The 24,003-nt window shown below is 40.0% G+C and carries 25 protein-coding genes, 1 tRNA gene and 1 pseudogene; 19 read left to right on the top strand and 8 right to left on the bottom strand.

All coding sequences use genetic code 11. From position 1 onward, the window contains the following. Positions 1-77 precede the first annotated feature (77 nt). The 4 genes from CK503_RS01130 to CK503_RS01115 are packed head-to-tail and all read right to left on the bottom strand — an operon-like array spanning position 78 to position 4,919. Positions 78-911 (bottom strand): 1,4-dihydroxy-2-naphthoyl-CoA synthase, encoded by an 834-nt coding sequence (locus CK503_RS01130; RefSeq protein ID WP_095604940.1) that lies wholly within the window; start codon positions 909-911, stop codon positions 78-80. 42 nt (positions 912-953) lie between these two features. After that, positions 954-1,769 (bottom strand): 2-succinyl-6-hydroxy-2,4-cyclohexadiene-1-carboxylate synthase, encoded by an 816-nt coding sequence (gene menH / locus CK503_RS01125; protein WP_095604939.1) that lies wholly within the window; start codon positions 1,767-1,769, stop codon positions 954-956. A gap of 2 nt (positions 1,770-1,771) precedes the next feature. Continuing rightward, the gene (gene menD, locus CK503_RS01120) at positions 1,772-3,469 is read right to left on the bottom strand and encodes a 2-succinyl-5-enolpyruvyl-6-hydroxy-3-cyclohexene-1-carboxylic-acid synthase (RefSeq protein ID WP_095604938.1); all 1,698 of its coding nucleotides are present in this window, start codon (positions 3,467-3,469) and stop codon (positions 1,772-1,774) included. After that, entirely contained in the window at positions 3,462-4,919 is a 1,458-nt protein-coding gene (locus CK503_RS01115; protein WP_095604937.1) for an isochorismate synthase, read from the bottom strand. Before CK503_RS01115 ends, menD begins: the two co-directional genes overlap by 8 nt. A gap of 213 nt (positions 4,920-5,132) precedes the next feature. On the opposite strand from CK503_RS01115, the gene CK503_RS01110 reads away from it, so the two are divergent. Then, complete coding sequence (locus CK503_RS01110) at positions 5,133-5,687, top strand: GNAT family N-acetyltransferase (protein ID WP_095604936.1); 555 nt, start codon at positions 5,133-5,135, stop codon at positions 5,685-5,687. A 24-nt stretch (positions 5,688-5,711) separates the two neighbouring features. Here the strand turns inward: CK503_RS01110 and CK503_RS01105 are convergent, their stop codons facing one another. Continuing rightward, entirely contained in the window at positions 5,712-5,978 is a 267-nt protein-coding gene (locus tag CK503_RS01105) for a DUF4290 domain-containing protein (RefSeq protein ID WP_095604935.1), read from the bottom strand. A gap of 195 nt (positions 5,979-6,173) precedes the next feature. On the opposite strand from CK503_RS01105, the pseudogene CK503_RS01100 reads away from it, so the two are divergent. The 16 genes and pseudogenes from CK503_RS01100 to CK503_RS01020 all read left to right on the top strand — a co-directional run. Next, positions 6,174-7,160 (top strand): annotated as a pseudogene (locus CK503_RS01100) (PLP-dependent cysteine synthase family protein); the annotation flags it as partial. Positions 7,161-7,199: 39 nt separating this feature from the next. After that, complete coding sequence (locus CK503_RS01095) at positions 7,200-7,523, top strand: DUF3467 domain-containing protein (RefSeq protein ID WP_095604933.1); 324 nt, start codon at positions 7,200-7,202, stop codon at positions 7,521-7,523. 12 nt (positions 7,524-7,535) lie between these two features. Next, positions 7,536-8,390, top strand: coding sequence for a M23 family metallopeptidase (locus CK503_RS01090; protein ID WP_095604932.1), 855 nt, complete (start codon positions 7,536-7,538; stop codon positions 8,388-8,390). A 37-nt stretch (positions 8,391-8,427) separates the two neighbouring features. Continuing rightward, entirely contained in the window at positions 8,428-8,895 is a 468-nt protein-coding gene (locus tag CK503_RS01085) for a bactofilin family protein (RefSeq protein WP_176466175.1), read from the top strand. Further along, entirely contained in the window at positions 8,892-9,101 is a 210-nt protein-coding gene (locus CK503_RS16370) for an AtpZ/AtpI family protein (RefSeq protein WP_095604930.1), read from the top strand. The genes CK503_RS01085 and CK503_RS16370 overlap by 4 nt, the downstream gene beginning before the upstream one ends. Before the next feature lie 405 nt (positions 9,102-9,506). Beyond that, positions 9,507-10,541 carry a F0F1 ATP synthase subunit A gene (atpB, locus tag CK503_RS01070; RefSeq protein ID WP_095604928.1) on the top strand — a complete coding sequence of 345 codons (1,035 nt, stop codon included), beginning with the start codon at positions 9,507-9,509 and terminating at the stop codon, positions 10,539-10,541. A gap of 63 nt (positions 10,542-10,604) precedes the next feature. Beyond that, positions 10,605-10,823, top strand: a complete 219-nt coding sequence (atpE, locus tag CK503_RS01065) for an ATP synthase F0 subunit C (protein WP_095604927.1) — start codon at positions 10,605-10,607, stop codon at positions 10,821-10,823. Between the two features lie 23 nt (positions 10,824-10,846). Continuing rightward, positions 10,847-11,362, top strand: coding sequence for a F0F1 ATP synthase subunit B (gene atpF / locus CK503_RS01060; protein ID WP_095604926.1), 516 nt, complete (start codon positions 10,847-10,849; stop codon positions 11,360-11,362). 6 nt (positions 11,363-11,368) lie between these two features. After that, the gene (atpH, locus tag CK503_RS01055; RefSeq protein ID WP_095604925.1) at positions 11,369-11,917 is read left to right on the top strand and encodes an ATP synthase F1 subunit delta; all 549 of its coding nucleotides are present in this window, start codon (positions 11,369-11,371) and stop codon (positions 11,915-11,917) included. Between the two features lie 33 nt (positions 11,918-11,950). Further along, positions 11,951-13,573: a F0F1 ATP synthase subunit alpha gene (gene atpA / locus CK503_RS01050; protein WP_095604924.1), complete on the top strand. Its 1,623-nt coding sequence runs from the start codon at positions 11,951-11,953 to the stop codon at positions 13,571-13,573. Between the two features lie 3 nt (positions 13,574-13,576). Further along, entirely contained in the window at positions 13,577-14,470 is an 894-nt protein-coding gene (gene atpG / locus CK503_RS01045; protein ID WP_095604923.1) for an ATP synthase F1 subunit gamma, read from the top strand. Positions 14,471-14,487: 17 nt separating this feature from the next. Continuing rightward, positions 14,488-14,574 (top strand) — tRNA-Ser (locus tag CK503_RS01040). 101 nt (positions 14,575-14,675) lie between these two features. Then, the gene (locus tag CK503_RS01035; protein WP_095605172.1) at positions 14,676-16,058 is read left to right on the top strand and encodes a TolC family protein; all 1,383 of its coding nucleotides are present in this window, start codon (positions 14,676-14,678) and stop codon (positions 16,056-16,058) included. A 1-nt stretch (position 16,059) separates the two neighbouring features. Further along, complete coding sequence (locus CK503_RS01030; protein ID WP_095604922.1) at positions 16,060-16,674, top strand: MlaC/ttg2D family ABC transporter substrate-binding protein; 615 nt, start codon at positions 16,060-16,062, stop codon at positions 16,672-16,674. Between the two features lie 54 nt (positions 16,675-16,728). Beyond that, positions 16,729-17,751: a hypothetical protein gene (locus CK503_RS01025; RefSeq protein WP_095604921.1), complete on the top strand. Its 1,023-nt coding sequence runs from the start codon at positions 16,729-16,731 to the stop codon at positions 17,749-17,751. A 204-nt stretch (positions 17,752-17,955) separates the two neighbouring features. Continuing rightward, positions 17,956-18,840, top strand: a complete 885-nt coding sequence (locus CK503_RS01020; RefSeq protein WP_141239850.1) for a hypothetical protein — start codon at positions 17,956-17,958, stop codon at positions 18,838-18,840. Between the two features lie 120 nt (positions 18,841-18,960). Here CK503_RS01020 and CK503_RS01015 read toward each other — a convergent pair whose 3' ends face one another. From CK503_RS01015 to CK503_RS01005, 3 genes are all read right to left on the bottom strand, one after another. Further along, a complete protein-coding gene (locus CK503_RS01015) occupies positions 18,961-20,367 on the bottom strand; it encodes a capsule assembly Wzi family protein (RefSeq protein ID WP_095604919.1) in 1,407 nt (468 codons plus the stop codon). 157 nt (positions 20,368-20,524) lie between these two features. After that, positions 20,525-21,427: a hypothetical protein gene (locus tag CK503_RS01010; RefSeq protein ID WP_176466174.1), complete on the bottom strand. Its 903-nt coding sequence runs from the start codon at positions 21,425-21,427 to the stop codon at positions 20,525-20,527. A gap of 2 nt (positions 21,428-21,429) precedes the next feature. Further along, positions 21,430-21,912, bottom strand: coding sequence for a hypothetical protein (locus CK503_RS01005; RefSeq protein ID WP_095604918.1), 483 nt, complete (start codon positions 21,910-21,912; stop codon positions 21,430-21,432). Positions 21,913-21,998: 86 nt separating this feature from the next. Between CK503_RS01005 and CK503_RS01000 the strand changes: the two genes are divergently transcribed. After that, positions 21,999-23,138, top strand: a complete 1,140-nt coding sequence (locus CK503_RS01000) for a glycosyltransferase family 4 protein (protein ID WP_095604917.1) — start codon at positions 21,999-22,001, stop codon at positions 23,136-23,138. Between the two features lie 114 nt (positions 23,139-23,252). Then, positions 23,253-23,975, top strand: a complete 723-nt coding sequence (locus tag CK503_RS00995) for a DUF3047 domain-containing protein (protein WP_095604916.1) — start codon at positions 23,253-23,255, stop codon at positions 23,973-23,975. Positions 23,976-24,003 lie beyond the last annotated feature (28 nt).

The raw sequence follows: 24,003 nt of genomic DNA, 5'->3' as shown, positions 1-24,003 counted from the left end.
TCACCGTTTTATCATTCGCATGTGAGCTACTGTTGTGAGAAAAACTTAGTGAATACTGTCTCTAAGTGTTAACTTCGTTATCCAATCCAAGGATAATCATCCCAGTTAGGTTTACGTTTCTCGAGGAAAGCGTCGCGTCCTTCGGCGGCCTCGTCGGTCATGTAGGCCAGACGCGTCGCCTCACCGGAGAATACCTGCTGACCAACCATACCATCATCCACCAGGTTAAAGGCATATTTAATCATGCGAATAGCTGTGGGACTTTTTTCAAGAATTTCCTGTGCCCACTGGTAGGCCGTTTCTTCGAGTTCATCGTGTGGAACTACGGCATTGACCATCCCCATATCGTAAGCCTCTTGAGCAGAGTAATTACGGCCGAGGAAAAAGATTTCGCGCGCTTTCTTTTGTCCCACTTGGCGCGCCAACAGGGCAGAGCCGAACCCCCCGTCAAAGCTGGCCACGTCGGCGTCAGTTTGTTTGAATATCGCGTTTTCTTTACTGGCAATAGTAAGATCACAGACCACATGCAGACTGTGTCCGCCGCCCACGGCCCAGCCGGGAACAACACAAATAACAACTTTACCCATAAAGCGAATCAGGCGTTGTAAGTCCAACACATTTAACCGAGGCGTTCCGGTGTCATCTTTGTATCCGGCCTTGCCGCGTACGTTCTGATCGCCACCGGAACAGAATGCCCACTTGCCATCTTTCGGGGAAGGTCCTTCGCCCGTAAGCAGTACTACGCCGATGTTTGAATCTTCGCGGACGTCCAGAAAAGCATCCTGAAGCTCGAATAAGGTTTTGGGACGAAAAGCATTGCGAAGATCAGGTCGGTTGATGGCAATGCGCGCTACGCCATTTGATTTTTTGAATGTGATATCTTCATATTCGCTGACAGTTTTCCAATTCATGGTAGTAGTGAGTGTTGAGTAATGAGTATTGAGAAATTCTGTTTATAGACTTCTTAAAAAATCATTTACCCTGTTAGTCAATATTGATGGGTTATTTAGATGGATACGATGTCCTGCCTTAATAGACCAGAAAGTAGCATTTGGAAGTTGGTCTGCCAAATACTGATTGATCCCTTGGTATTTTTCATCGGCCGAGCCTCCCAGTAAGAGAGTGGGTAAATTCAATTCTGATAGTTTATGACAGACAGGAGACATGCTTCCGGTTCCGAATCCGTTTAGAGAAGCTGCGAGGGCACCGGGTGACTGATCGTGTTGAATGTGTTGATATTTTCTGGCAAGAGATTTGTCCACAGGGAGCGGTGATTTAAATAGATTGAGCTTACTCCAATCTGCTAAAAATTGTTCAAAGTCTTCTTTGATTTGTCGGGCTCTCGCTCCATCTGCCTTTTGTCGCTCCTTTCTTTTTTGGGAATCTGAAATGCCACAATTGGTGCTTTCCAAAATTAATCCATTAAATAACGATGGACTATTTAAAGTTACTTTGAGAGCCAATCGTCCGCCCATGCTGTAACCGTATAAAAAAAGCGGAGAAAGATTTTTCGTCTGGATAATGCTTACAATATCTTTAATTTGATTATCCTCATTATATCTCGAAGGGTCGCTGGGGTTTGAAGATGCTCCATGTCCGAGCAAGTCTATAGTTACTGGATTATATAATTCGCAAAGCTCATCAATAAGATGATCAAAAACACGATGATCACCCATAAAGCCGTGTAGCATCAATAGGTAGGGTAGCGTATCATTGTGTTGGTGAACATACACTGCATATTCTTGATTGTTGACCGAAATCTGTTCCATTTTCAGAAATTCCAGAGTTGATTTCGTAATTCCATAGAGGCCTCTGCGTCGGTTTGGCACTCGATAACAGAGAGGCCCTTATTTTGATCTGTAATGGATGCGAGGTCCATTTTTTTAAGCTCAGAGAGCGAACTTATCAAATAATGTGGGATATCATAAGCACTGACGAGCGTTCTGATATTAGCGTTTTGAGGGGTTTCAAAATAGGGCTCAAAATGTTGTTTATTGTTATGGATAGGCAGCATCCTGAAAATGGATCCTCCGCCATTATTAATAACTACGACAACTAAGGATTGAGCTAAGTTTTTATGGTTAAGCAGGGCGTTAGTATCGTGCAAGAAGGCCAGGTCGCCGGTAAAAAGCACGCCTGATTTTTCTAATCCCTTTGATACTCCTAAAGCTGTTGACGTGATGCCATCGATACCGCTGGCTCCGCGATTTACAAAGAGCGGCAAGTTCGTTGTATGTTGACCAAAAAGGTTAACATCGCGGGCGGGAAAAGAATTAGAAACGGCGATAAAGTGATCTTCCGGGATTTGTGGTGTTAACTGATGATATATACTGCCATCAGTTAATTGTGCGTACCGGTTAATTGTTTTTTGATAATAATTGGCAAACTCATGTTCGGTTTGCTTCCAATTTTCTATCCAGGTTGTGCCAGTATTCGTTGTAATATTTTCAATATGAATTTTTTGCCCCATCCAGGCAATGCGTTCTGCGCCCGAAAAGGTGGCATCCTGCCAGGCATTCGTACTTGAAAAATGAAAATGGTGCTGGGGATTCCACTCTTCTAAAGCGGTAGCCAGACTTTTACTTGTAGGCTGAAATCCAAAGCGTAAAATTACATCCGGTTCAAGTTGGTTACGTCTATCCTTGTTGCGTAAAATTCCTGCAAAGCCACGGATGGTATTGGGACTGTCAATGGAAGATTCAGTGAGGACAGGAGCATCAAGTTTATCCCCAAGTTTAGAAATAGAATCCACATCATCAGAGGGTGCTGTGGGACCGATAATAATGAGCGGTTTTCGGACGGATGAAAGTATTTTTTGTAGTGAAGTACTCAGGCTAAGAGCAGTAGAAGTATTTTTATTTTCAGCAGTTGAATTTGGTAGATTCTTATTTTCCTTTTCAATTTTCTTCAGCATTTCATCCGTCGGTTCCAGCGACTTGCGAAATGGGAAATTCAAGTGTACAGGTCCCCGTTTTTCTCGGGATAAGGATACCGATTGCTTTGCCAATATGTTTAATCGCTGCAGATCTTTTGTACCAGATTCGGGTTCGCCAACCTCATGAAAAAAGACCGGGTAATCTCCAAAAATTTTGAGCTGGTCGATAGCTTGATTGGCTCCGGTGGCTCGCAGGTGTGGGGGGCGATCGGCGGTGACTAAAATCATGGGTACGCCTGATTGCCGGGCTTCAATGACGGCCGGATAATAATTGGCTAAAGCAGTTCCTGAAGTACAGATTAAAACGGCAGGAGTATCGGTAGCTTTGCCAATGCCCAGCGCTGTAAAAGCTGCGGATCGCTCATCCAATATAACATGCTTCTGGAGGTGTGGATTTGAAGCTACCGCCAGTGTTAACGGGGTAGAGCGGGAGCCGGGAGATACCACAATATGTTTAACACCATACTTAGAAAGTGCTTGAAAAAAAATGTTGGTCCATTGTAAAGCTATATTACCGTGGTGTCGGTCAGTCATATTGCAGGGCCGAAAGCATTGGCTTCAACTTGAGATTTGTTTCTTCCCATTCGGTTGCTGGATCAGAATCCTTAACAATTCCGCATCCCGCAAATAAGTGTGCATGGTTTTTAGTACATAAAGCACTGCGGATAGCAACAGCAAATTCCATATTCCCCTTGCTGTTTATCCATCCAATAGGGCCGGCATATCTTCCGCGTTCAAAATGTTCAAGATCTTTAATAAAGGGAGCCGCTTTTTCCCAGGGATATCCGCCCACGGCCGGTGTAGGATGCAGCTGACCGAGCACCTCCAGAATGGTTGATTTCTCATTTAATTGTGCCCGGATAGGGGTATAAAGATGTTGTACGTTCGATAATTTTTTGACCTCGGGTGTTGTATTCCGGCTCAATTCTTTTACAAAAGGCTCCAGTCGTTCTTCGATATCTTGAACTACAAAATTATGTTCGTTTTGGTCTTTACCATTTCCAGATAATTTATTTTCTAAGAAAGCATCCTCTGTGGCTGTATTCCCTCGTCCTATACTTCCCGCCAGTGCTTCGGTGAGGAGTAACTTATTTCGGGCAGACATCAATCTCTCAGGAGTAGATCCTAAAAATGTGTTACCGGATGGCTTGTGGATTAAAAAATTATAGCAGTTTGTATACTGTTTGCGGAGGCTGTTAACAACTTGGGTTGGTGGAATTGCAGTACTCTTAGGGACTTTTATACTACGTGCTAAAACAATTTTTTCAAAGGTGTTTTTTCTAATGAGTTCTTTAGCCTTTATAACCGAATCAGTCCATTTCTGGTAATCGGATTCTTGCTTGGGCAGGAGTGTTGGTGAAGCTTCTCCATTTTGATGCGTATTGCCGTCCGACTTTTTTTGCTCTAAGGTAGCATTAAGTTGATCAAGCTGATCAGTGATATAATTATTTAGTTCATGGGCTGCACTAAATGCATTTACATCAATCGAGAATGTAGCCAGCGTAAATTTTCCATCCTTTATAATCATCCATCTTGGAAGGTAAAACGAAGCCGGAGGGAAGTCTTCCCAGAGATCGTCGTTATTTTGATCAAAAAAGGAAAAACCGCCAAGCAGAAACATTCCTGAATAAGGGTGAGATATTGTCGAAAACTCAGCTGTTTGTTGACCAAGAGTGCTAACCTTGTTATTGATTCCGTTAAATCGATTTGGACCGGAGGCTGTAACCGACGTAATTTCACCACCTGCAGCAATAGCAAATTCATCATTTGGCTTTTCCCAGTAATACTGAAAGTCATCTTCCTTCCAGCACATTTCCAGATAGGCCAGGGGATCAATAGAATGGATTGGAAAACTGAATGTAGCGTATCTTGCAGTGGAGCTTTTGAAGAGATTGTCTAAAAAATCATTGTACTCCGACTTATTAAAACGGGTAACCGAAGATGGTAAATGATCTTTTAAATCTGATAAAGGATTATCATTCATGGAGTAATTACAGTTATTCAATATCAGCTTTCATAAGTTTCAATATAAATTGAAAATTGATATTTCCATAATGATAATTAACTGTTGTTGGGTCAGTTTATGTAGATAAAAGCGTTTTTATATAATTCATTAATGAGTTTGCCTGTCTGCATTAAGATTAAGGAAATCCAACCGATAATATTTCATATAAAGTCTAAAATCATTTAGATCCAGATGTCTATGGTAGAAATAAAGGAGTTTGACCTTCAGAATGTATCCATCCACTATAAATGGAATAATGATAGGGAGTTAAATTATTACGATTCTGATTATCCCCATCAGTATGAGAGTTTTGAAGCGTTTTTAAAACGAATAAAGTCCGTTTTGGATGAGCGAAATGAAACCAATGAATTGTTCGAGATACATTTAACTGAAAATAATAAGCTTATCGGTATCGTAGATATTCATGCTATCGATCAATACAACAAGCGTTGTTTCGTGAACTGCACAATTGGTGATCGCAAGTATGCCGGCATGGGTTATGATGTGGAAGCTTTGAAAATTGTACTGTCTCACTGTTTTAATGAGAAAGGAATGCACAAGGTTGGAACAGCAGCCTTTGATTTTAACACCACATGGATAGAAAGTGTTGAAAAACTTGGATTCCAGCAAGAAGGGCAACTGCGAGAGCACGTCATCAAAAATGATGAGTATTGTGATAAACTCTTTTTTGGTTTACTGGAAAACGATTTTCACTTCAACGAGGTAGAAGCTGTTGTTGCCGAATAGTAGTTTGTATAACTATTGGGCGTCTTAGCTGTTCTCAGAATTATTATAGGGATTATAAATGCCGTATTCATTAGGATCATAATCCGCTAATTCAAAAAAGTGATCCCAGGCGGCTTTGCTGTTCCCGTCTTCATCAACCCAGTTTGGATGACTTTGTTTTATGAGTCCTACTGCACGTTCGGCATATTCTATCCGTTCTTCTTCATCTTCAATGCGCGGCAGTGAATCAATCATCCGATCGAGATTGTATCCACAGTCAAAATCTTTTGGCTTTCTCTGTTCTACAAACATATATAGTTTTCTTAGACGTTAATTTTTGAGGAAGATAACAGAGTTGTTCCTTCGAATAAAGAACTTTTTAAACTAATTAGTCTGAATCAACAATGTAATTTAAATCTTTTTTCGAGTAGACAATTCAAAATTCCTATATTCCGACGCTTACACTTTTTCAACTTTTATCGAAATAGCAACCATACGAATTATAAGATGTATTACAATTCCATATTAGATACCATCGGCAATACACCGCTGGTAAAACTAAATAAGGTCGCAAAAGAATTTGAAGGAACTATACTGGCAAAGGTAGAATATTTTAATCCGGGACAAAGTGTGAAAGACCGGATAGGGCTCAAAATGATTGAAGATGCCGAGGAGCAAGGCCTTATAGAACCGGGGGGGACGATTATTGAAGGAACATCCGGAAATACTGGTATGGGATTGGCGCTTGCTGCTACTATTAAAGGGTACGACTGTATTTTTACGACCACTGACAAACAGAGTAAGTCCAAAATAGATCTCTTACGTGCTCTGGGGGCCGAAGTCAAGATTTGTCCTACGGATGTGGAACCCGACGATCCTCAAAGCTACTATTCCGTTGCGAAACGTTTGAGCAAAGAAATACCCAATTCATATTATCCCAATCAATACGATAATCCGAGTAATACCCAGGCTCATTACGAAACCACAGGTCCTGAAATTTGGGAGCAAACCGAAGGTAACGTAACACACTATGTGGCGGGAATGGGTACCGGTGGAACCGTATCGGGGACTTCAAAATATCTGAAAGAACAGAACGCTGATATTAAAACTATTGGTGTTGACAGCGAGGGCTCAGTTTACAAACATTATTTTGAAACTGGTGAATTTGATAAAGATGAAATTCATCCCTACCTGACAGAGGGGATAGGAGAAGATATTATCCCTGAAAATATGGATTTTGATCTGCTGGATGAGGTTGTCCAAGTGAATGATAAAAATGCTTTTCAAATGACGCGGAAGCTGGCCAAGAAGGAAGGCCTGTTTGTTGGTGGATCGTGTGGCGCTGCTGTGTACGGGGCTCTTGAATACGCCCGAAACAATGACTTTGGTGAAGATGATGTCATGGTTATCATTCTGCCGGATAGTGGTACGCGTTATGTTTCAAAGATTTATAACGATGAATGGATGGACAAACACGGATTTTTAGATTCCAGTGAATAATAAACGGCAAATCTAATTTGTAACCTCTTTATTATGGCCGATCAAACAAAAGATTTTGAGCAGGGACAGATTCAAATTGAACTGCCCGAGGAAGAAGCCTCCGGCACGTATTCCAATTTGGTAATGATATCGCATTCGCCTTCTGAATTCATTCTTGATTTTATTTCCGTTATGCCGGGTGCCCCCAAAGCAAAGGTGGTAAAAAGAATGGTGCTTACCCCGGATCATGCAAAGCGATTGATGAATGCTCTTTCTGAAAACATTAAGCGTTATGAGAATGAAAATGGGGCGATATCAAATAGTAATGATGATATAGATGTTCCATTTAACTATCGCGGACCAACACCCGAAGCATAAACCACAGGTTCCATGCTTGAATTTCTGAAAAGGTTATTTAAAAACCAAGATCAGGATCTGACTTTCGTTATTTTTGATGATGATCCGGAATCTTCCACATCCTACAATTTTAAACCTTCAAGGCTGTGGAATCTGTTTTATATCTCGTTGCTGACAGTTACCATTATTGTACTACTATTTGTGATGTTTACGCCTGTTAGTGGTCTGCTTTATAATAGGCAGGATGCTCAGCTGCGTGAGCGAGTTATTGAGGTATCCCAAAAAGTACAGGCTCTCAGGGATTCGTTAGAAGCACGTGATACGCAGCTGGCAGAGATGCAGGAAGTTATTACTACAGGTGATGATACTGCTTTTTCTATTAACGAAGGAAGTTCCGTGGCAATGCAATCAGGGAATCAAAAAAAGTCGGAACTTGACTTTACATCTGAAGTAAGTAATAAGGGAGTGCTGTCTCAAAACGAGATAATTTTCTCGAACATATTTGAGCAGGCACCTGAATTCCCGACAGATTACCCTGTTGACGGTACATTTACCCGGGGATTTAAGCCCGAAAATGGACATTACGGTATTGATATTGCTACAAAGCAGGGAACATCTTTTAAAGCAATAGCCGATGGAGCAATTATTAACCAGGATTGGACAGTCAATTATGGTTATGTGCTGCATGTTCAGCATAGTAATGGTATTATTACGGTGTATAAGCATGCGGCAAGCGTTTCAAAATCTATCGGTGATATTGTTTTAAAAGGTGATATCTTGGGAACAGCAGGTGATGTAGGGGTATTAAGCTCCGGTCCTCATTTACATCTGGAAATTTGGAAAAATGGAGTACCCCAGAATCCGAATACGTATTTAATAAAATCTTAAGAAATTTATGTTTAATAATAAGAAAGAAAACGAATCTATGAGTGCTAATAAATCCGGTAAGAATTTACCCTCAGTAAATATGATAAGTGAAGGCACCGAACTTAAAGGTACCTTGGAAACCAAAAATGATGTTCGCATTGCTGGTACCCTTGATGGAGAGGCAAAAGCGGAAGGCAAAGTTATTGTTTCATCAACAGGTAAAGTTAAGGGTAATATTGAAGCAGTTGATGCTGATATCGCCGGCAATATTGATGGCGAAGTACGTGTTACCAACAAGCTCATTCTTCGCAAGTCAGCTACTATTGAAGGAGATATTTATACGAAAACAATTTTGGCTGAAGAAGGATCACAGATAAACGGTTCGTTCCATATGAGCGAAGATATAAAAGAAGAGATCAAGAAAAACGGTAGTGGTCTATCTTCAAAGCTGGGAAGCTCTAAGTCAAAAGATGATAAGTCAGACAAATCTGTTTCTAAAGGAAAATCTAAGGTTAAAAAGGATTGACGAGTAAAAAACCGACTGATTACTTAGAATATGTTTCGTTGGGGGGGGAAATAGCAGCCGCACTATCGATTCCTATATTTTTGGGATACTGGCTGGACGGTTATTTCGGTCTCAGCCCTTGGCTGCTATTGATCGGTTGCCTTGTGGGTATTACAAATATTTTCATACTGATATTCAGGCTAAGCAATCGATTAAATAAGAAATAAAATAGAAGAGGCGTATTGGATCGGAAGGTGCAAAAGTTGGCGCACAGATTTTTATTGAATTCACTCGTTGCTTTTCTAATAATATTGGGAGTTACTTTTCTTTCGGGGTTACAATATTACTTAGCTGTGAGCACCGGTTTTTTGTTAAGTTTTGTTTTTGTTGGTAGTAATTTTTTTGTCATAAAAGGAGTTAAGACAGAAAAAAGCGCAAAATTTATTACCCGATATTATATATCTCTGGGCCTTCGATTTCTCTTGGTTTTAGTTGCTTTGGTGGTGATTTTGAAGACTACAAAAATTCATCAAATTTACTTTACAGTTAGCTTCATAATTTCTTATATTTTCCACTCTGTAATCGAGATTATTTCAATCAACAAACTACTTGAAACTGATAATTAGAATTTAATGCTAAGGGCCTTCCGCCGACTGTTCGTAACACTCTTACTGGTTCTCTTCTTCACCCCATTAACAGAAGCCTCGGATAAAGCTGCACAAGATTCCGATAGTGCTCCTATTGACGTTGTAGGAAAAGTCGTCGACCATCATGAGTTGGCGGTTTTGGGATATTATGTTCCCCTGCCTCGTATCTTTTTGGTTGAAGGTGATTTATTTGTCTATAGCAGCACAGAAAGTGCTGTTGAGTCCGGTGAGTTTGTTGAGAAGGATGGTGCATTAATGCCCGCTAATGGGGCGGAAATTACGTTGGATTTATCTATCACTTCGCATTTGATGTATGTTTGGTTCGGGCTGATATTAACAGTTTGGATAACCATTGCAATGGCTCGCAGATACCGGCAGGGAGTAGGGCGTAAGACTGAGCCGAAAGGCTGGTTTCAGAATTTGTTTGAGATTGTTTTTGTATTTGTCCGCGATGATATTGCAAAGAAAAATATCCCTGATAATAAATATCAGAAATTTGTCCCCTATTTGTTTACTGTATTTATCGGGATATCATTTATGAATCTTTTTGGATTGTTGCCCTGGGGAGCAACAGCAACTGCTGATATTACGGTTACCGGTGTATTAGCGGCATTTACATTCTTTATTACTCAGTGGAATGGTACAAAGGATCACTGGGAGCATGTTTTTTGGTTTCCCGGCGTTCCCGGCTGGATGCGTATCATTCTAACACCTATTGAAATTATTGGACTCTTCACTAAGCCCTTTGCGCTCGCAGTACGTTTGTTTGCAAATATGCTCTCCGGTAAGATTATGATCATTTGTATTCTGGGATTGATTTTTATCTTTACTGATATTTTCGGAGCTGCGGCCGGAGTTGGTATGAGCTTATTCTCTGTACCACTTACCGTTGCGCTCTATGCACTTAAGGCTTTTGTGGGTGTTTTGCAGGCATATATTTTTACACTTCTTTCGGCAGTATTTATTGGAATGGCGGCCGAAGAGCATGCGCATGATGAAGGAATTGAAGCGCACGCATAACAACAATTTATTTTTATCACATAATCTAAACCTAAACTTAAAACTAAAACAACAGGTAAAAATATGGGTTTATTAGCAGCAGGAATCGGAGCAGGAATCGTAGCAGTTGGTGCTGGAATTGGAATCGGTATGATCGGTAAAAGTTCTGTGGAAAGCATCGCTCGTCAACCTGAAGCATCTGATGATATTCGCGGTGCTATGATCTTGACAGCTGCTCTTATTGAGGGTGTCGCACTTATCGGCGCTATTGTTTGTATTCTCCTTGCTCTTGGAATCGGTTAATAATAATTATTCAACTATAAACTATGATGCTATTTTTAGCAGGCGGAGGAGGAATACTCTCCTTTAGTAGCGGTTTCGCTATTTGGGTAGCAATTTCGCTGATATTATTTCTTGTCCTAATGAGTAAGTATGCGGTGCCATTAATTATGGACGCGCTTCAAGAGCGTGAAACACGCATCAAGGACTCTTTGGAATCAGCTGAACAGGCATTAGAACGTGCCGAAAAGATTTCAAAGGATAATGAAAAAGCATTGCGGGAAGCTGAGAAAAAAGCAAAAGAAATCCGCAAAGAAGCTATCGAAGAAGCTGAAATGCTCCGTGCAGAACGTATAGAAAAATCCAAGGAAGAGGCTGAGCAAATTCTTGAACAAGCTCGTGAAACGATCGAGCAAGAAAAGAAACGTGCTATGATGGAGCTTCGTGATGAGGTTGCACATTTGGCCATACAGTCAGCATCAAAGATCATTGATGCTGAATTGGATGAGAAAAAGAATAATAAGCTGGTAGATAGCTTTATAAAAGACATCTCAAAAAACTAAAGTTAGATGCCTATAACAAAAGCAGCCCGAAGATATGCGACCGCCCTTCTTGAGTTGGGCAAGGAACGGGATGAGGTCGATGAATTACTAAATGATATCGAGTACATCCATAATACGTTGGAAGAATCGCGGGATTTAGTTCTATTTTTGCGAAGTCCTGTTATTAATTTTGATGACAAGATACAGGCTTTGGAAAAAATCTTTTTTGATGAGCTTGAAGAGCCAACTAAGCTGTTTCTGAAGTTGTTATCTCGTAAAGATCGCATAAATCTGTTAGATCAGGTTACTGAGGCTTTTATTGAGAAGTATAAAGAGCATGCCGGCATCATTACTGTGGAGGTATTTGTCGCTCGGGAATTAAGCAATGAGCAGCAAGAACTGCTTCACAAAAACCTGGAGCAAAAAACACAAAAAAATGTGGATATGAATATCACTGTTGATGAAGATTTAAAAGGTGGTATGGCTATCCGTATTGAGGACACAGTAATAGACGGAACGGTTAAGCACAAGCTTAAAGAGCTTGAAGAATCGTTATTGTCAACAACTGTAGAATAGAAATTAAAGACGTTTTAAATAACATTTGAACCAATGAGTCAAGTTAGACCAGACGAAGTATCAGCAATATTACGTAAACAACTATCCGGCTTCGACGATGAGGCAGACACCTATGATGTGGGAACAGTCCTCGAGGTAGGGGATGGTATTGCCCGTGTGTATGGGTTATCCAAAGTACAAGCCGGTGAACTTGTTGATTTGCCTGATTCCATAGATGAGGATGGTAACTCGATTCGTGGAATGGTACTTAACCTTGAGGAAGACAATGTTGGTGTAGTTCTCTTTGGAGGAACCAGCGTGGTTGAAGAAGGGGATACTGTTCGACGAACCAAGAGTATTGCTTCTATAAATGTTGGGGATGGACTTCTCGGACGCGTTATAGATCCTCTTGGACGTCCACTCGATGGTAAGGGACCTATTTCCGGTGATACTATTCAAATTCCACTTGAGCGTAAAGCTCCCGGTGTAATTTATCGTGAACCGGTAAAAGAACCGCTACAAACAGGAATTAAGGCCATTGACTCGTTGATCCCCATTGGTCGAGGACAGCGTGAGCTAATTATTGGTGACCGCCAAACGGGTAAAACATCTGTTGCTATTGACACGATTATCAACCAAAAAGAAACACAAGACACCGATAAGCCGGTACACTGCATTTATGTGGCCGTTGGTCAAAAGGGTTCTACGGTTGCGGGTATTGCAAAGGCGTTGGAAGATAATGACGCTATTGACTACTCAACCATAGTTTCTGCTCCGGCAAGTGTATCTGCTCCAATGCGTTACATTGCACCTTTCGCAGGGGCGGCTATTGGTGAATATTTCCGTGATACAGGCCGTCATGCCTTGGTAGTCTTTGATGACTTATCAAAGCAGGCCGTTGCTTATCGTGAGCTTTCGCTTCTACTTAAGCGACCTCCAGGGCGTGAAGCATATCCCGGTGATGTATTCTATCTACACAGTCGTCTGTTGGAGCGTGCTGCAAAGATTATTGATGATGATAAAATTGCCAAGCAGATGAATAATGTGCCTGAAGAGTTAAAACCCATGATGAAGGGGGGAGGGTCATTGACTGCATTGCCAATTATTGAGACTCAGGCCGGTGACGTATCAGCATACATTCCAACAAATGTGATTTCAATTACTGACGGACAGATTTTCCTTGACACAGATCTGTTTAATTCCGGGGTACGTCCCGCTATTGACGTTGGTACTTCGGTATCTCGTGTTGGTGGTTCTGCTCAGGTAAAATCAATGAAGAAGCTTTCAGGAACGATGAAACTTGACTTAGCTCAGTACCGAGAGCTTGAAGCTTTTGCAAAGTTTGGTTCCGATCTTGATCCCGCTACACAGCGACAGCTCAAACGTGGTGAGCGCACTGTTGAACTCTTGAAGCAGGATATTTATCAGCCGCGTCCGGTCGAAGATCAAATAGCACTGCTTAAAATAAACAGTGAAGGTCTTCTTGACGAACTGGATGTCGATCAAATCCAGGAGTTTGAGGAAGAATACATCGAGACGGTCCACGTCAAATATGATGATGAGATGGCTGAGCTTGCTGAATCAGGAAATCTTGATGAAGATTTTGGTGATAAGTTAATGGAAGTTGCCAAAACGGTAATCGATCAACTTAACGCTGCACAAGAAGAGGAAGCATAATTCATGGCTAATCTTCGCGACATACGAAACCGGATAGAATCGATTAAAAATACGCAGCAGATTACCCGTGCCATGAAGATGGTGGCTGCTGCTAAGTTGCGCAAAGCGCAAGATCGCATTGTTGAAACGCGTCCCTATGCTTCCAAAATGAAAGAAGTCGTGGGACGTCTGGTCGAAAATTCCAGTGAAGATAATGTACTGCTACGTACGCCTGAATCGACAGATAATGTTTTATTTATTGTTGTTGGTTCTGATCGGGGTCTTTGCGGTGCTTTTAATAACAACTTGTTTAAAGCTGTTGAAGATACAATTAGCAATGAGTACAGTGAGTATCATGAAAGTGGCACCTTGTCACTAATGTGTATTGGCCGACAGGCGATCAAATATTTCGGTAAGCGTAATTATAATGTTATAGCGGAATATCCCGGTTTTTGGGATGAAATTGTTTTTAGTAAAGCAACTGACATTATGAAATCAGTTGTTAATGATTTTAAATCAGGGACCTTTGACAAAGTTAAGGTGGCCTATAATGAGTTTAAGTCTGTAATTGCTCAAAACAGGATTGTCGAGTCTGTTTTACCTATTGATCCGACAAAATTGGTAGATGAGGATGAGGAAGAAGATATGTCTTCTACCGAATATATTTTTGAGCCGGATGTAGAAAATATTCTCCAAAAACTGTTACCTTTGCACTTGAATTTACAACTTTGGAGAGCTATTCTGGAGTCGAATGCTGCAGAACAGGGCGCACGGATGACTGCGATGGATAATGCTACAGAAAATGCTCAGGAAATGAAGGAAGATCTTCAGCTTGAGTACAACAGGGCACGACAGAGTGCAATTACGACCGAAATTTCTGAAATTATTTCGGGTGCACAGGCTCTTGAAGAAGCATAAGTAGTTTTTTAATACTTGGAGGGATGGCAGAGCGGTTGAATGCACCGGTCTTGAAAACCGGCAGGCCCTTATGGGTCTCGGGGGTTCGAATCCCTCTCCCTCCGCTCTAATAAAAGCCCCTTCCCAATGGGAGGGGCTTTTTATTTAAATAAATTTGCAGGTTATTCGTTGATAGATATAATATTTCTATTCTAACATTATGACCATGAAACAATATATACCGGCATTACTTTTCTGTTTTTTTTTGCTTCCAATGATAACAGTTGGGCAGGATACTGTAAAAGTGTCGCTTGAATCATTTATCGAGAGAGGAATTGAAAATTCGGGACAAATTGAGTTCGAGCAGCGAAAAGTAGATCTTGCAAATAATCAGATTAATCAGGCACAGTCTCAACGATACCTTCCGCGTTTTGAACTTAGCACCCAGCATGGAATTGTCCCCGGGGTAATTAGCCAGACGAATTTACCTGAGGATCAGTACTATCTTGATCCGAATCTTGAAAATGATTGGGAAAACTGGGCTGTATTTACCCGGGCAGAAGTATCTGCCGTTCAACCTATTTTTGCCTGGGGAGCTCTTAAAAATGCTGTTAAAGCTGCTAAATCTGCTGCTGTTTCTGCTCAAAAGCAGTTTGAAAAGGAAAAGGCTAATGTGCGTCTTCGTTTGTTTGAGCTTTATCAAAGCTATTTATTGACGAATGAAATTTTGGTATTGCTTGATGAGGCGCAAAACCAGATTGATAAGATTGAGCGACAAATTGAGGAAAAACAGGAGGATGGCGATACTGAATTTGATGAATCAGAGTTATTCAAATTCAAGATATTCAAGTCAGAGTTTGATATTCGGGCAGCCGAAGTGCGTGAAGAAGCAGAAACAACCCAACGTATTTGGAATTATGTACTTAATGCTGATGAAAATACGGTTTATATGCCCGATAGTAATTTTTTAGATCCCGTTGCAGGAGAGCTCAGAGAAATAGATTATTATCGGTCATATGCTCTGGCTAACCGATCTGAGATTGATGCCATCGAAGCGGGTATTGATGCTGCTGAATACGGTATGAAAGCACAGAAGCAGAAGAATTATCCATCCCTTTATATAGGACTAAACGGAAGTTATGCAAATACTCCTAACCGTCCGCGGCAGAGCAATCCTTTCATTATTAATAATTCAAACTATGCTTCGGGTTCATTTGGATTTGGTATCCGACAGAATCTCGATTTTTTAAGTATTAAGGCAGATATTGAAAAAGGAAGAATACAGTATCGCCAGGCAAAATATTTAAAAGACGCTGCCGTTGATGGTATAGTTTTAGGGATTAATCAGGCTTATAAAGAGACTTCACTCTCTAAAGTTAAAGTTGACAAGACAGATGAGGCCCACAGAACCAGTAAGAAATGGCTTCGCCAGGAACAACTTGATTATGATTTTGGTATGGGAGATACAAAGGACCTGATCGATGCAATGAAAAAAGAACTGGAGCTTCGGGTTCAGCTGAAACGAGAAGTTTTTAATTTCAATAATAATATTGCTGAATTATATCGTAAATCCGGTCTGCCAATTTTAGAACTTTCGAATGAGAATTAATATGATTACTTCACTAAATAAACTTTCCATAGTATTTCTATCCATCTTTTTGGGATTTGTGTTTTTAAATCCTACAGACGGTTTTGCCCAATTAGATAGTTCCACGGTACGTAACTTGCTCGAAGAGCGTGATGAGGAAATTAAAGATTTGCTTGGTCCTAAAGGGACAGAATATACACAGGAGCAGCGTGATACATTGAAAGATATTATCAACGGAGTTATTGATTATCGGACTATGGCACAGCAGGCATTGCAAGCTACTTATGATACATTGTCGGAAGAGCAGCGAACTGAATTTGTTGATCTCTTTTCGACTATAATTCGTGACCAATCATTGAATAAGCTGGATATTTATCGGGCTGATGTAAAATATGAGCAGATTAAAGTACAGGACAGTTCTGCCACGGTTAAAACCTTAGCCCAGCTCGAAAAGGTACGGACTCCCGTTAGTTATGAGATGAAATACGATGGGCAAAGCAATCAATGGGTAGTTACAGATATGATTATTGATGATGTCTCAACAGCCGGATCTTACAAGCGTCAATTTCAAAATGTGATTCGTAAAAAAGGATACGATTCCCTTTTGGAAACTCTCCGTAAGAGAGCGGCTAAATAAGGTTTAATAAAGAGGTGTCATCCCATTATATTCGTATCAAACTAATTTACTTGTATGTTAAAATCAGTACAACAAAAGCGGTTAGCCCCGGAGGGATACGTATATGCTACCTATGGCCATCCACGCTACTTAAAGCATGCCGTGGCTTCTGTAGTATCACTACGCCGGTATGATGAAGATCGGCCTGTGGCATTAGCTTGTACAGAAAAGCACGAAAATATTCTCGAAGAGCACGGGCTAACAGGGGTGTTTGATTATATCCATACTTTGTCCGAAAAGCATGCTTCTATTGTCGGTTTTAAGCATCATCTGCATGAATTTATGTTTTTTGAGAAAAATATTTTTCTCGACAGCGATATTATTTGGTGCAAAGAACCCGAAAATTTGTGGAAGTCTTTTGAACCCTATCCGTTTACCATAACGGGAACACAAATTTCGGATAATTTCTTTGGTGGGCCCAAGAATATCGGTATCGTCGCTGATATTTTATTTCGGCGTCGAAAGCGTACCTTGGACCATTTTGGACTTACTTATTTGAGCCGCGTACAAACAGGAATGGTCTACGCTCAGGATTACAGCTTGACCAAAAAAGTGTGTGAATTGGCTCAAAAAATGCTGGACCGCAAAGATGAAACTCATTTTCGCAGTCGCACTTTGGAGCAGGGGCGCAGTGAAGAATCCTGTGAGTGGAGCATGGCTATGGCCATGTCCAAGCTCGATTTGCCCGTATATCCTTGGCTGCAGGGGCATACCAGTCCGCAATTAGACTATATTTCGGATTTGACGTCCCACGATGCAGATTTCGAGTATGTAGTCTGCAAATATTACAGCGACCGATTTGTGTATAGTTTTAGGGGATTAAAGAGCAACTTACTCCGCAAGTTACTGATTAATTTATTTTCACTCATCCCCGGAAAAGGCGATTACTTAAAAACCACTCCATATTGCTTGCACTTTGGGTGGTATCATGAAAAACAGCCGTTTTTTGAATTTTCCGAGCGGACGTGGAATCGGTTGGTTAAGAAACAACTCCCAAATTTAGGAGATAGTCAAAGCCGACTAAAGAATCTTCCATAAGGTTTTACCTAAAATCCAAATGTTCACATTCTTTTATTGATGAACTTCTTTATGTCCTGCCAAATATCTTCTCATATAAAAATAATCGCAGTAAAAACTGCTTTATCTAAATTCCGTTAGACAGATATATTGACCTTTTCTAAACTTAAAAAAAGATGGCTGTCTTTTTGGAGGACAAAGACAGGTAAACGAATATCTAAAACATTGCAGTATGTTTTTATTGCGATAGTTATTGGATATCTGATTTATCAGCTTACTGAAATTGGATGGCAGCGGGTTTGGGAATCCCTACCTGTGACACCGTGGTTCTATGTGTTATTTTTATTCTTGTATTTCGCTTTACCAGTGTCTGAACAATTTATATATGGCACGTCCCTCAATTTTTCTTTTAAAAAAGGATTACCAGTCTTCATACAGAAGAAAATCTATAATGCAGATGTGCTTGGTTATTCAGGAGAGGCTTACTTTTTTATCTGGGCAAAAAAGAATCTTAAAGAATCTTCAGGGTATATTTTTGGAGTAATTAAAGACAATAATATTATTTCTTCAGTTACTTCGACGTTGGTTGCAGCGGTATTGTTATCTATTTTCTTATATGTTAGTCAGTTAAATTTGCAGCAGATTATCGAAGTTAACCGAGAGTATTTTTATTATGGTGCAATAGCTGTTGTATTAATATTAGCCTCACTAATTTACTTTAGGCATTATATCATCACAATGTCCTCGGGGATGGCATCCAAAATATTTGGCATACACTTAGCTCGATTACTGTTTGTCTATAGTGTAGAGATTATTCAGTGGATGGTAGTTATGCCTGAAGTACCTTTATATATTTGGTTTACTTATATGGGTATTAAGATTATTTCCACACGTATACCGTTCTTACCGAGTAGAGATTTATTATTTATTGGCGCAAGTTTGGAGATATCCCAATTCTTGAACATTTCGGGAGCAGGAATTGCTGGAATATTATTGGCAAGCAATGTGTTAACAAAACTAATGAACTTGGGACTCTATTCTTTTTTAGCATTTAAAGGAAGTTTGATAAAAAAAGAAGAGACAGATTCTACCCAGAAGGCTACATCTTAAGGCGACTCGGGATAAGTGGGTAAGTTTATTCATTGGATAGATGTCTCTGAGTTGCCAATCGGATAGGGAAGTTTATTGATAATGTAGTAGGGTAGATAAGCAAAAAAACACAACCAATAATTATCGAATTTTATAGAATAAACTAACCATCCCACCTATTTGGTCAGGATATAGCTCACCAGTGTCATAGGCCAAATCCAGTTTTAAATTCATATTGGTCTTTATATTCACTGAAGTTTGCAACAGTAAAGAATACTGGTCTCGACGGCCGGTAAAACCTACTGTGTTTCTTGATCCATAATTCCTGCTATATGTTCCAGTAAAAGAATAGTCAACTTTTCCGATTTCTCCCCCCAAGTCAAACTGGTGAGCAATAACGATATTATTATCTATTCCTATGCCAATGCCATCTGTAAACATTAACGGGTTTCCGATGGTTCGGCCATGGTAAGTCCATCCGCTACGGTAGGTACTATTGCCATAATAACCATCTGCACCGTAAGGAGGATCACCCCGGTGTTCCTGGGAACTCTGCCGTTTGGTATAAAGGTGACTCCATGAAATTCGGTTTATGAGCTGAAATTTCTTATCCCACCTAATTGACGCCCCCCAGAGGCCGTCCCATAAATTTCGGAACTTCGCCCCGGCGCCAGTTTCCATGTAGAACTGGCGATGTATGATTCCACTAAATTCTTTGTAATCATAGCTGGCACCAAAGTCATAAATACCTATAGAGCTGCCCACCGCTTCTCCGGTTGCTGAGGGTTCCGCATTTTCAGCATCACTTTCTTGTGCTGTAAATACATTCCAGAAATCTCCTAATCCATCGGGCAAATCACCATATGTTGGATGCGTGCCTGCCCAGAGGGTACTTTGCACAATCCCTCCAAATAATTGTAGGGGATATCTTTTGGGAAGGGCTTTCAAATAGAAATATTTCTGATGAAGCCAGGGATCATCTATATAACGACCATTTCCCATCCAGCCGTGTCCAAAATATCCTTTAAAGCTAAGCCAGTTTTGAGTTCCAGGTACTCCTACAAATTTAGGAGTATAAATACGAATCTTAGGAATAGGGGAGGTGTTTCCGCTTTGAATCATGGATCCATTTGTAAGACTGCTGTCGGTTATACCGATTCTTTCTTTTTTACGTCCCCCCACAAACTTAAATATCTCCCAGTTCGCTTGTAGGTAGGCTTCGTTAAAAAAGATGGCATTATCCTCGGCGATACGACTAATAATTTCGCCCCCTGCCTGCAATTCAACTGGACCAGCTGATCCTAAGTCGAGTGTTGGGGCCACTCTAACAAAGCCGTTGGTCTGGTTCCGATCAATGATTCCCCAACGATTGCTTTGCAGCCAGAACGGAAGTTCATGCTCCTCGCTAATGGCTGTTCCAAATTCCAAATCGATGTTGAGGTCAGGATTTAGATCGTCTCCCTGATCTTGCCCAAAAGCTATAGAATGTATTCCTATTATAATCAGGGTACTAAGAACTACAAAGCATGACAGTTTTTTAAAACTCATCAACTAAATACAATTTTAGATATTTTAAAAATATGGATGTAAATATATCAATATGGGCAGGCAATTGCGAAGCTGTATAGTTCATCTTTAAAACAATGATCCCAAGAGAAAGTACTGGAAAATAATGACTAAAAGAGAAGGTGATTAGATAGTAGAATTACGAGATTTGGATACTCCATTGATAGATTTTACTCAAGATTGGATTATTTTCAAAATTTAGATAGCGGTCAAAAAGGTTAGCCCAGGGATATCCAATAATGAGTAGTTCATAGATATATACATCAAACATAATGCTCATCGTTAAATACACCCCAAAGTGCATCATTATTAGAGCCGTGGCGATATATGGACGCGTTTTTTCAAACCAGAAGAGAAAGCCGAAAAATTCAGCCAAGAGTCCAAATACGAGAGATAAAGTGCCGAGAAATCGATACTCCATAATCCATTCTTGGATGATGTTTGGAGAAAACTGCCCCGTAGCAGAAGCTACGTCGACACTTCGTTCAGCGATCCAAAGCCAAAGGTGCTCTCCTGCAGGCCATGTGAGTCCAGTCCCGATTAATTTGCTCACAGCTGCCGAGGTATAACCCAAGCCAAAAAAGAAAAAGATGACCCCCATCGTAAATCGACGATATTGAACGGGATGTTTTCCAAAGAAAAACAAGCCAAGACCTAATGCTAGTAAACTCATCCCAATAAAATTGGAACCATGTGATATTTCTCCTAATGAAAACCTTGATACATAATGTAAATGAAAAAGAACTAACGAAAGGAGGTATGAATATTTAGGTAAGATTCGAAAAAAGCCCAAAACTGCAAAAAGTGAGATAAGAAAAGCATTTATTAGGGAGATATTATGCTCAAACATAAAAGAAACATCGATATATTGAGCAATACCCAAGGGGAGTACGACTTCCCCAACTTGTTGAATATATGGCCCCCACTGCCAAGCATATTTTAATACAAATACGATAATAAAAAGCTCAAATATCTTAAAAAATAAAGCTTCTCCTTTTGTTGGCTTTTTATCTGGTTTAAAAATGTTATTCCAAAAATTCACGTCTACTTGATTCTTAGATTTTTATTTAAAAGTGTAGTGTCTGCAGAAAGGTAGAGGTAGGGAATGAATTCTACCTTAGGTTCGTCATTTTCGCTTAGCGATCCTTTGGCCTGATAAACTAATAAGTTGCTTTGATTCAATTTTTTTTGCAATAACTTACGCACTCCTGACTGTTTTTTAGGGGTCCAAATCTCTGTTTTAGATAGATAATTGGCAATGTCATTCGTATTAACATTAAGCTCATTAAGAGCAATAGTTTTCCCGGGTAGGCCACTTTTATCAGTTACTTTCCAAAGCGAATCTATCTCTGCTTGACTAATATCCTGTACAATAGCTCTCTTCCATGGATTTCCAGCCTGAGAAAACATCGGATAAATACTAAACGGCCAAAATTCTCCAAGGTGTGTAGCAACGAGAATCCCATAAATAACTAATGTAGCAAGGGTTACTTTTATTGATTTTTTTAGTGAGTTTTGTCTCTCCAAAATAAGCTCTTGAATGGTTAAAGTTTCAGGCTAAATATATGTACTTTTGACCTACCAATAAAACAAACTGCGGCAAATTAATTCCGATGAATTTACTGTTTATAACTCAGGATTTTCCACCGAAAACAGGAGGAATCGAAACCTATTCTTTTGAATTGGCGAAACGATTCCAAAACCGTGTTGATAAGTTTGGTGTAGTTGCCCCTTCACATCCTCATGCATCGGGTACAGATAGCGAAATGCCTTTTGAAGTTGTTCGAGTTCCTATCAAGGATAGCCTTCTTCCCGTTGCGGCTCCCATAACATTACTTAGTTTGATTGGAAATAGGCTTATCGACACTGTCTTACATGCCCAGTGGCAAACCGCTATTGCATCGGTTATTACAAGAAAACTTATCGGTTATCCCAAGAAAATTTATGTTTCGGCTCATGCCAGAGAACTGTTGATTGAACCTTTTGCAGGTCAGGGAGGTTTTTTATCAAAACAGTTACACGCCTTAAGGAGGAAGCTGTTATCCCAAATAGATGGATTTTTCCCGGTCAGTCGGTATACTGCCAAATTACTTGAAAAAGAGGGAGTACGGAAAGATAATATTCGAGTAGTTGAAAATGGGACTAATCCACTATTTTTTACGCCTAAGAACGCCAATGCATTGGCTAAAAAACTCGAAGTAGAAAATAAGAAAATTATTTTTTCTGTTTGTCGCTTAGTTCCCCGAAAAGGAATGGATGTGGTACTTAAGGCATTGAAAGAAATTGTTCAACAGGATCCCAATGTGATTTATCTTCTTGGTGGAAGTGGGCCTGATGCCAGTCGTCTAAAAGCATTGTGCAATAATTTGGGACTAAAAGACCATGTCAAGTTTTTAGGACGAATTGCAGAACAGGAGTTACCCTACTATTACAGTTTAGCTGATGTATTTGTGATGCCTGCTAAAAATAATCCTCCGGATGTAGAAGGATTTGGAATTGTATTTTTAGAGGCTAATGCCTGTGGAACTCCGGTTATTGGAAGTAAAACGGGGGGCATTCCTGATGCCATAGTTGACGGTGAAACAGGATTACTGGTAGATGAAAATAATATTGAAGAGCTCAAAATAGCTATATCAAAATTGATTACTAATACAGATTTGGCACACAAGATGGGAGAAGCCGGAAGGAAACGAATTTTATCAGAAATTAATTGGGATACCTCAGCGCAACGTATTTTAAATGGTATGGTATAATATCTTTTGGGTTTTAGAGTTTAAGTAACATTATACGTAGTTATAAGATTTAATTTTAATAACCGGTACTTAATTTTGAAAATTATCTACTCAAGAGTTCTATTATTAATTTTGATGGTTACAATACCTCATTCATTAAGTTTGGGACAGTCTCATGTTAAAAAGTTAGAAAATGAGGCAATTTTGTTGGAAAATTTTGAAGATAACCAGGTAGGGGAATTGCCTGGTGACTGGTATGATCGTGATGGGAATAAACTATTATATCAACATAGTATCGGAGAACAAAAAACTTATAAATATAAAATACAGAACGAAGGAAAAAATAAATTCCTTCGTTACAAAGGTACTCGAGCCAAGCACATTAGTTTTCCATTGATCAATGAGGAAAAGGAAAATATTTATGACATTAATCTTTACGAGACCCCCATACTTTCGTGGAAGGTGAGGGCACATAAACTTCCTAAAGGGGCAAATGAGAAATCAAGTGATCGCAATGATTCGGTAGCAAGTATTTATGTGGTATTTGATATGGGGCGCGTAGCATTGGTAAAAAAAGTACCCAAATCGATCCGTTATACGTGGAGTACTACGCTACCGGAAGGAGAGACCGGATCAAAACTATTTGGCAATCAACAGATCATTGTTGTCAATTCGGGGGAACAGGATAAAGGTAAGTGGGTTACTTTTGAGCGAAACTTAGTGGAAGATTATCGACGAATGTTTGGGGATGATCCGCCTAAGAATCCAATAGCTATTCTGATACTCAGCGACGGTGACAGTACAAATAGTTATGTTAAGGCTGATTACGATGATATCCTGTTGAAACCGGAGAAGTAATCTCACCTACTTCATTGTAGATATGTTT

Source organism: Fodinibius salipaludis (assembly GCF_002287075.1).
GTDB lineage: Bacteria > Bacteroidota > Rhodothermia > Balneolales > Balneolaceae > Fodinibius > Fodinibius salipaludis.
Note: the sequence above shows the minus strand (reverse complement) of the source record. Positions and strands in the feature narration are given on the sequence as shown.

Excerpts from the sequence above, each read along its gene's own strand:
- CK503_RS01130 (WP_095604940.1), bottom strand. The coding sequence starts at position 911 with ATGAATTGGAAAACTGTCAGCGAATATGAAGATATCACATTCAAAAAA.
- menH (WP_095604939.1), bottom strand. The coding sequence starts at position 1,769 with ATGGAACAGATTTCGGTCAACAATCAAGAATATGCAGTGTATGTTCAC.
- menD (WP_095604938.1), bottom strand. The coding sequence starts at position 3,469 with ATGACTGACCGACACCACGGTAATATAGCTTTACAATGGACCAACATT.
- CK503_RS01115 (WP_095604937.1), bottom strand. The coding sequence starts at position 4,919 with ATGAATGATAATCCTTTATCAGATTTAAAAGATCATTTACCATCTTCG.
- CK503_RS01110 (WP_095604936.1), top strand. The coding sequence starts at position 5,133 with ATGTCTATGGTAGAAATAAAGGAGTTTGACCTTCAGAATGTATCCATC.
- CK503_RS01105 (WP_095604935.1), bottom strand. The coding sequence starts at position 5,978 with ATGTTTGTAGAACAGAGAAAGCCAAAAGATTTTGACTGTGGATACAAT.
- CK503_RS01095 (WP_095604933.1), top strand. The coding sequence starts at position 7,200 with ATGGCCGATCAAACAAAAGATTTTGAGCAGGGACAGATTCAAATTGAA.
- CK503_RS01090 (WP_095604932.1), top strand. The coding sequence starts at position 7,536 with ATGCTTGAATTTCTGAAAAGGTTATTTAAAAACCAAGATCAGGATCTG.
- CK503_RS01085 (WP_176466175.1), top strand. The coding sequence starts at position 8,428 with ATGAGTGCTAATAAATCCGGTAAGAATTTACCCTCAGTAAATATGATA.
- atpB (WP_095604928.1), top strand. The coding sequence starts at position 9,507 with ATGCTAAGGGCCTTCCGCCGACTGTTCGTAACACTCTTACTGGTTCTC.
- atpE (WP_095604927.1), top strand. The coding sequence starts at position 10,605 with ATGGGTTTATTAGCAGCAGGAATCGGAGCAGGAATCGTAGCAGTTGGT.
- atpF (WP_095604926.1), top strand. The coding sequence starts at position 10,847 with ATGATGCTATTTTTAGCAGGCGGAGGAGGAATACTCTCCTTTAGTAGC.
- atpH (WP_095604925.1), top strand. The coding sequence starts at position 11,369 with ATGCCTATAACAAAAGCAGCCCGAAGATATGCGACCGCCCTTCTTGAG.
- atpA (WP_095604924.1), top strand. The coding sequence starts at position 11,951 with ATGAGTCAAGTTAGACCAGACGAAGTATCAGCAATATTACGTAAACAA.
- atpG (WP_095604923.1), top strand. The coding sequence starts at position 13,577 with ATGGCTAATCTTCGCGACATACGAAACCGGATAGAATCGATTAAAAAT.
- CK503_RS01035 (WP_095605172.1), top strand. The coding sequence starts at position 14,676 with ATGAAACAATATATACCGGCATTACTTTTCTGTTTTTTTTTGCTTCCA.
- CK503_RS01030 (WP_095604922.1), top strand. The coding sequence starts at position 16,060 with ATGATTACTTCACTAAATAAACTTTCCATAGTATTTCTATCCATCTTT.
- CK503_RS01025 (WP_095604921.1), top strand. The coding sequence starts at position 16,729 with ATGTTAAAATCAGTACAACAAAAGCGGTTAGCCCCGGAGGGATACGTA.
- CK503_RS01015 (WP_095604919.1), bottom strand. The coding sequence starts at position 20,367 with ATGAGTTTTAAAAAACTGTCATGCTTTGTAGTTCTTAGTACCCTGATT.
- CK503_RS01000 (WP_095604917.1), top strand. The coding sequence starts at position 21,999 with ATGAATTTACTGTTTATAACTCAGGATTTTCCACCGAAAACAGGAGGA.
- CK503_RS00995 (WP_095604916.1), top strand. The coding sequence starts at position 23,253 with ATGGTTACAATACCTCATTCATTAAGTTTGGGACAGTCTCATGTTAAA.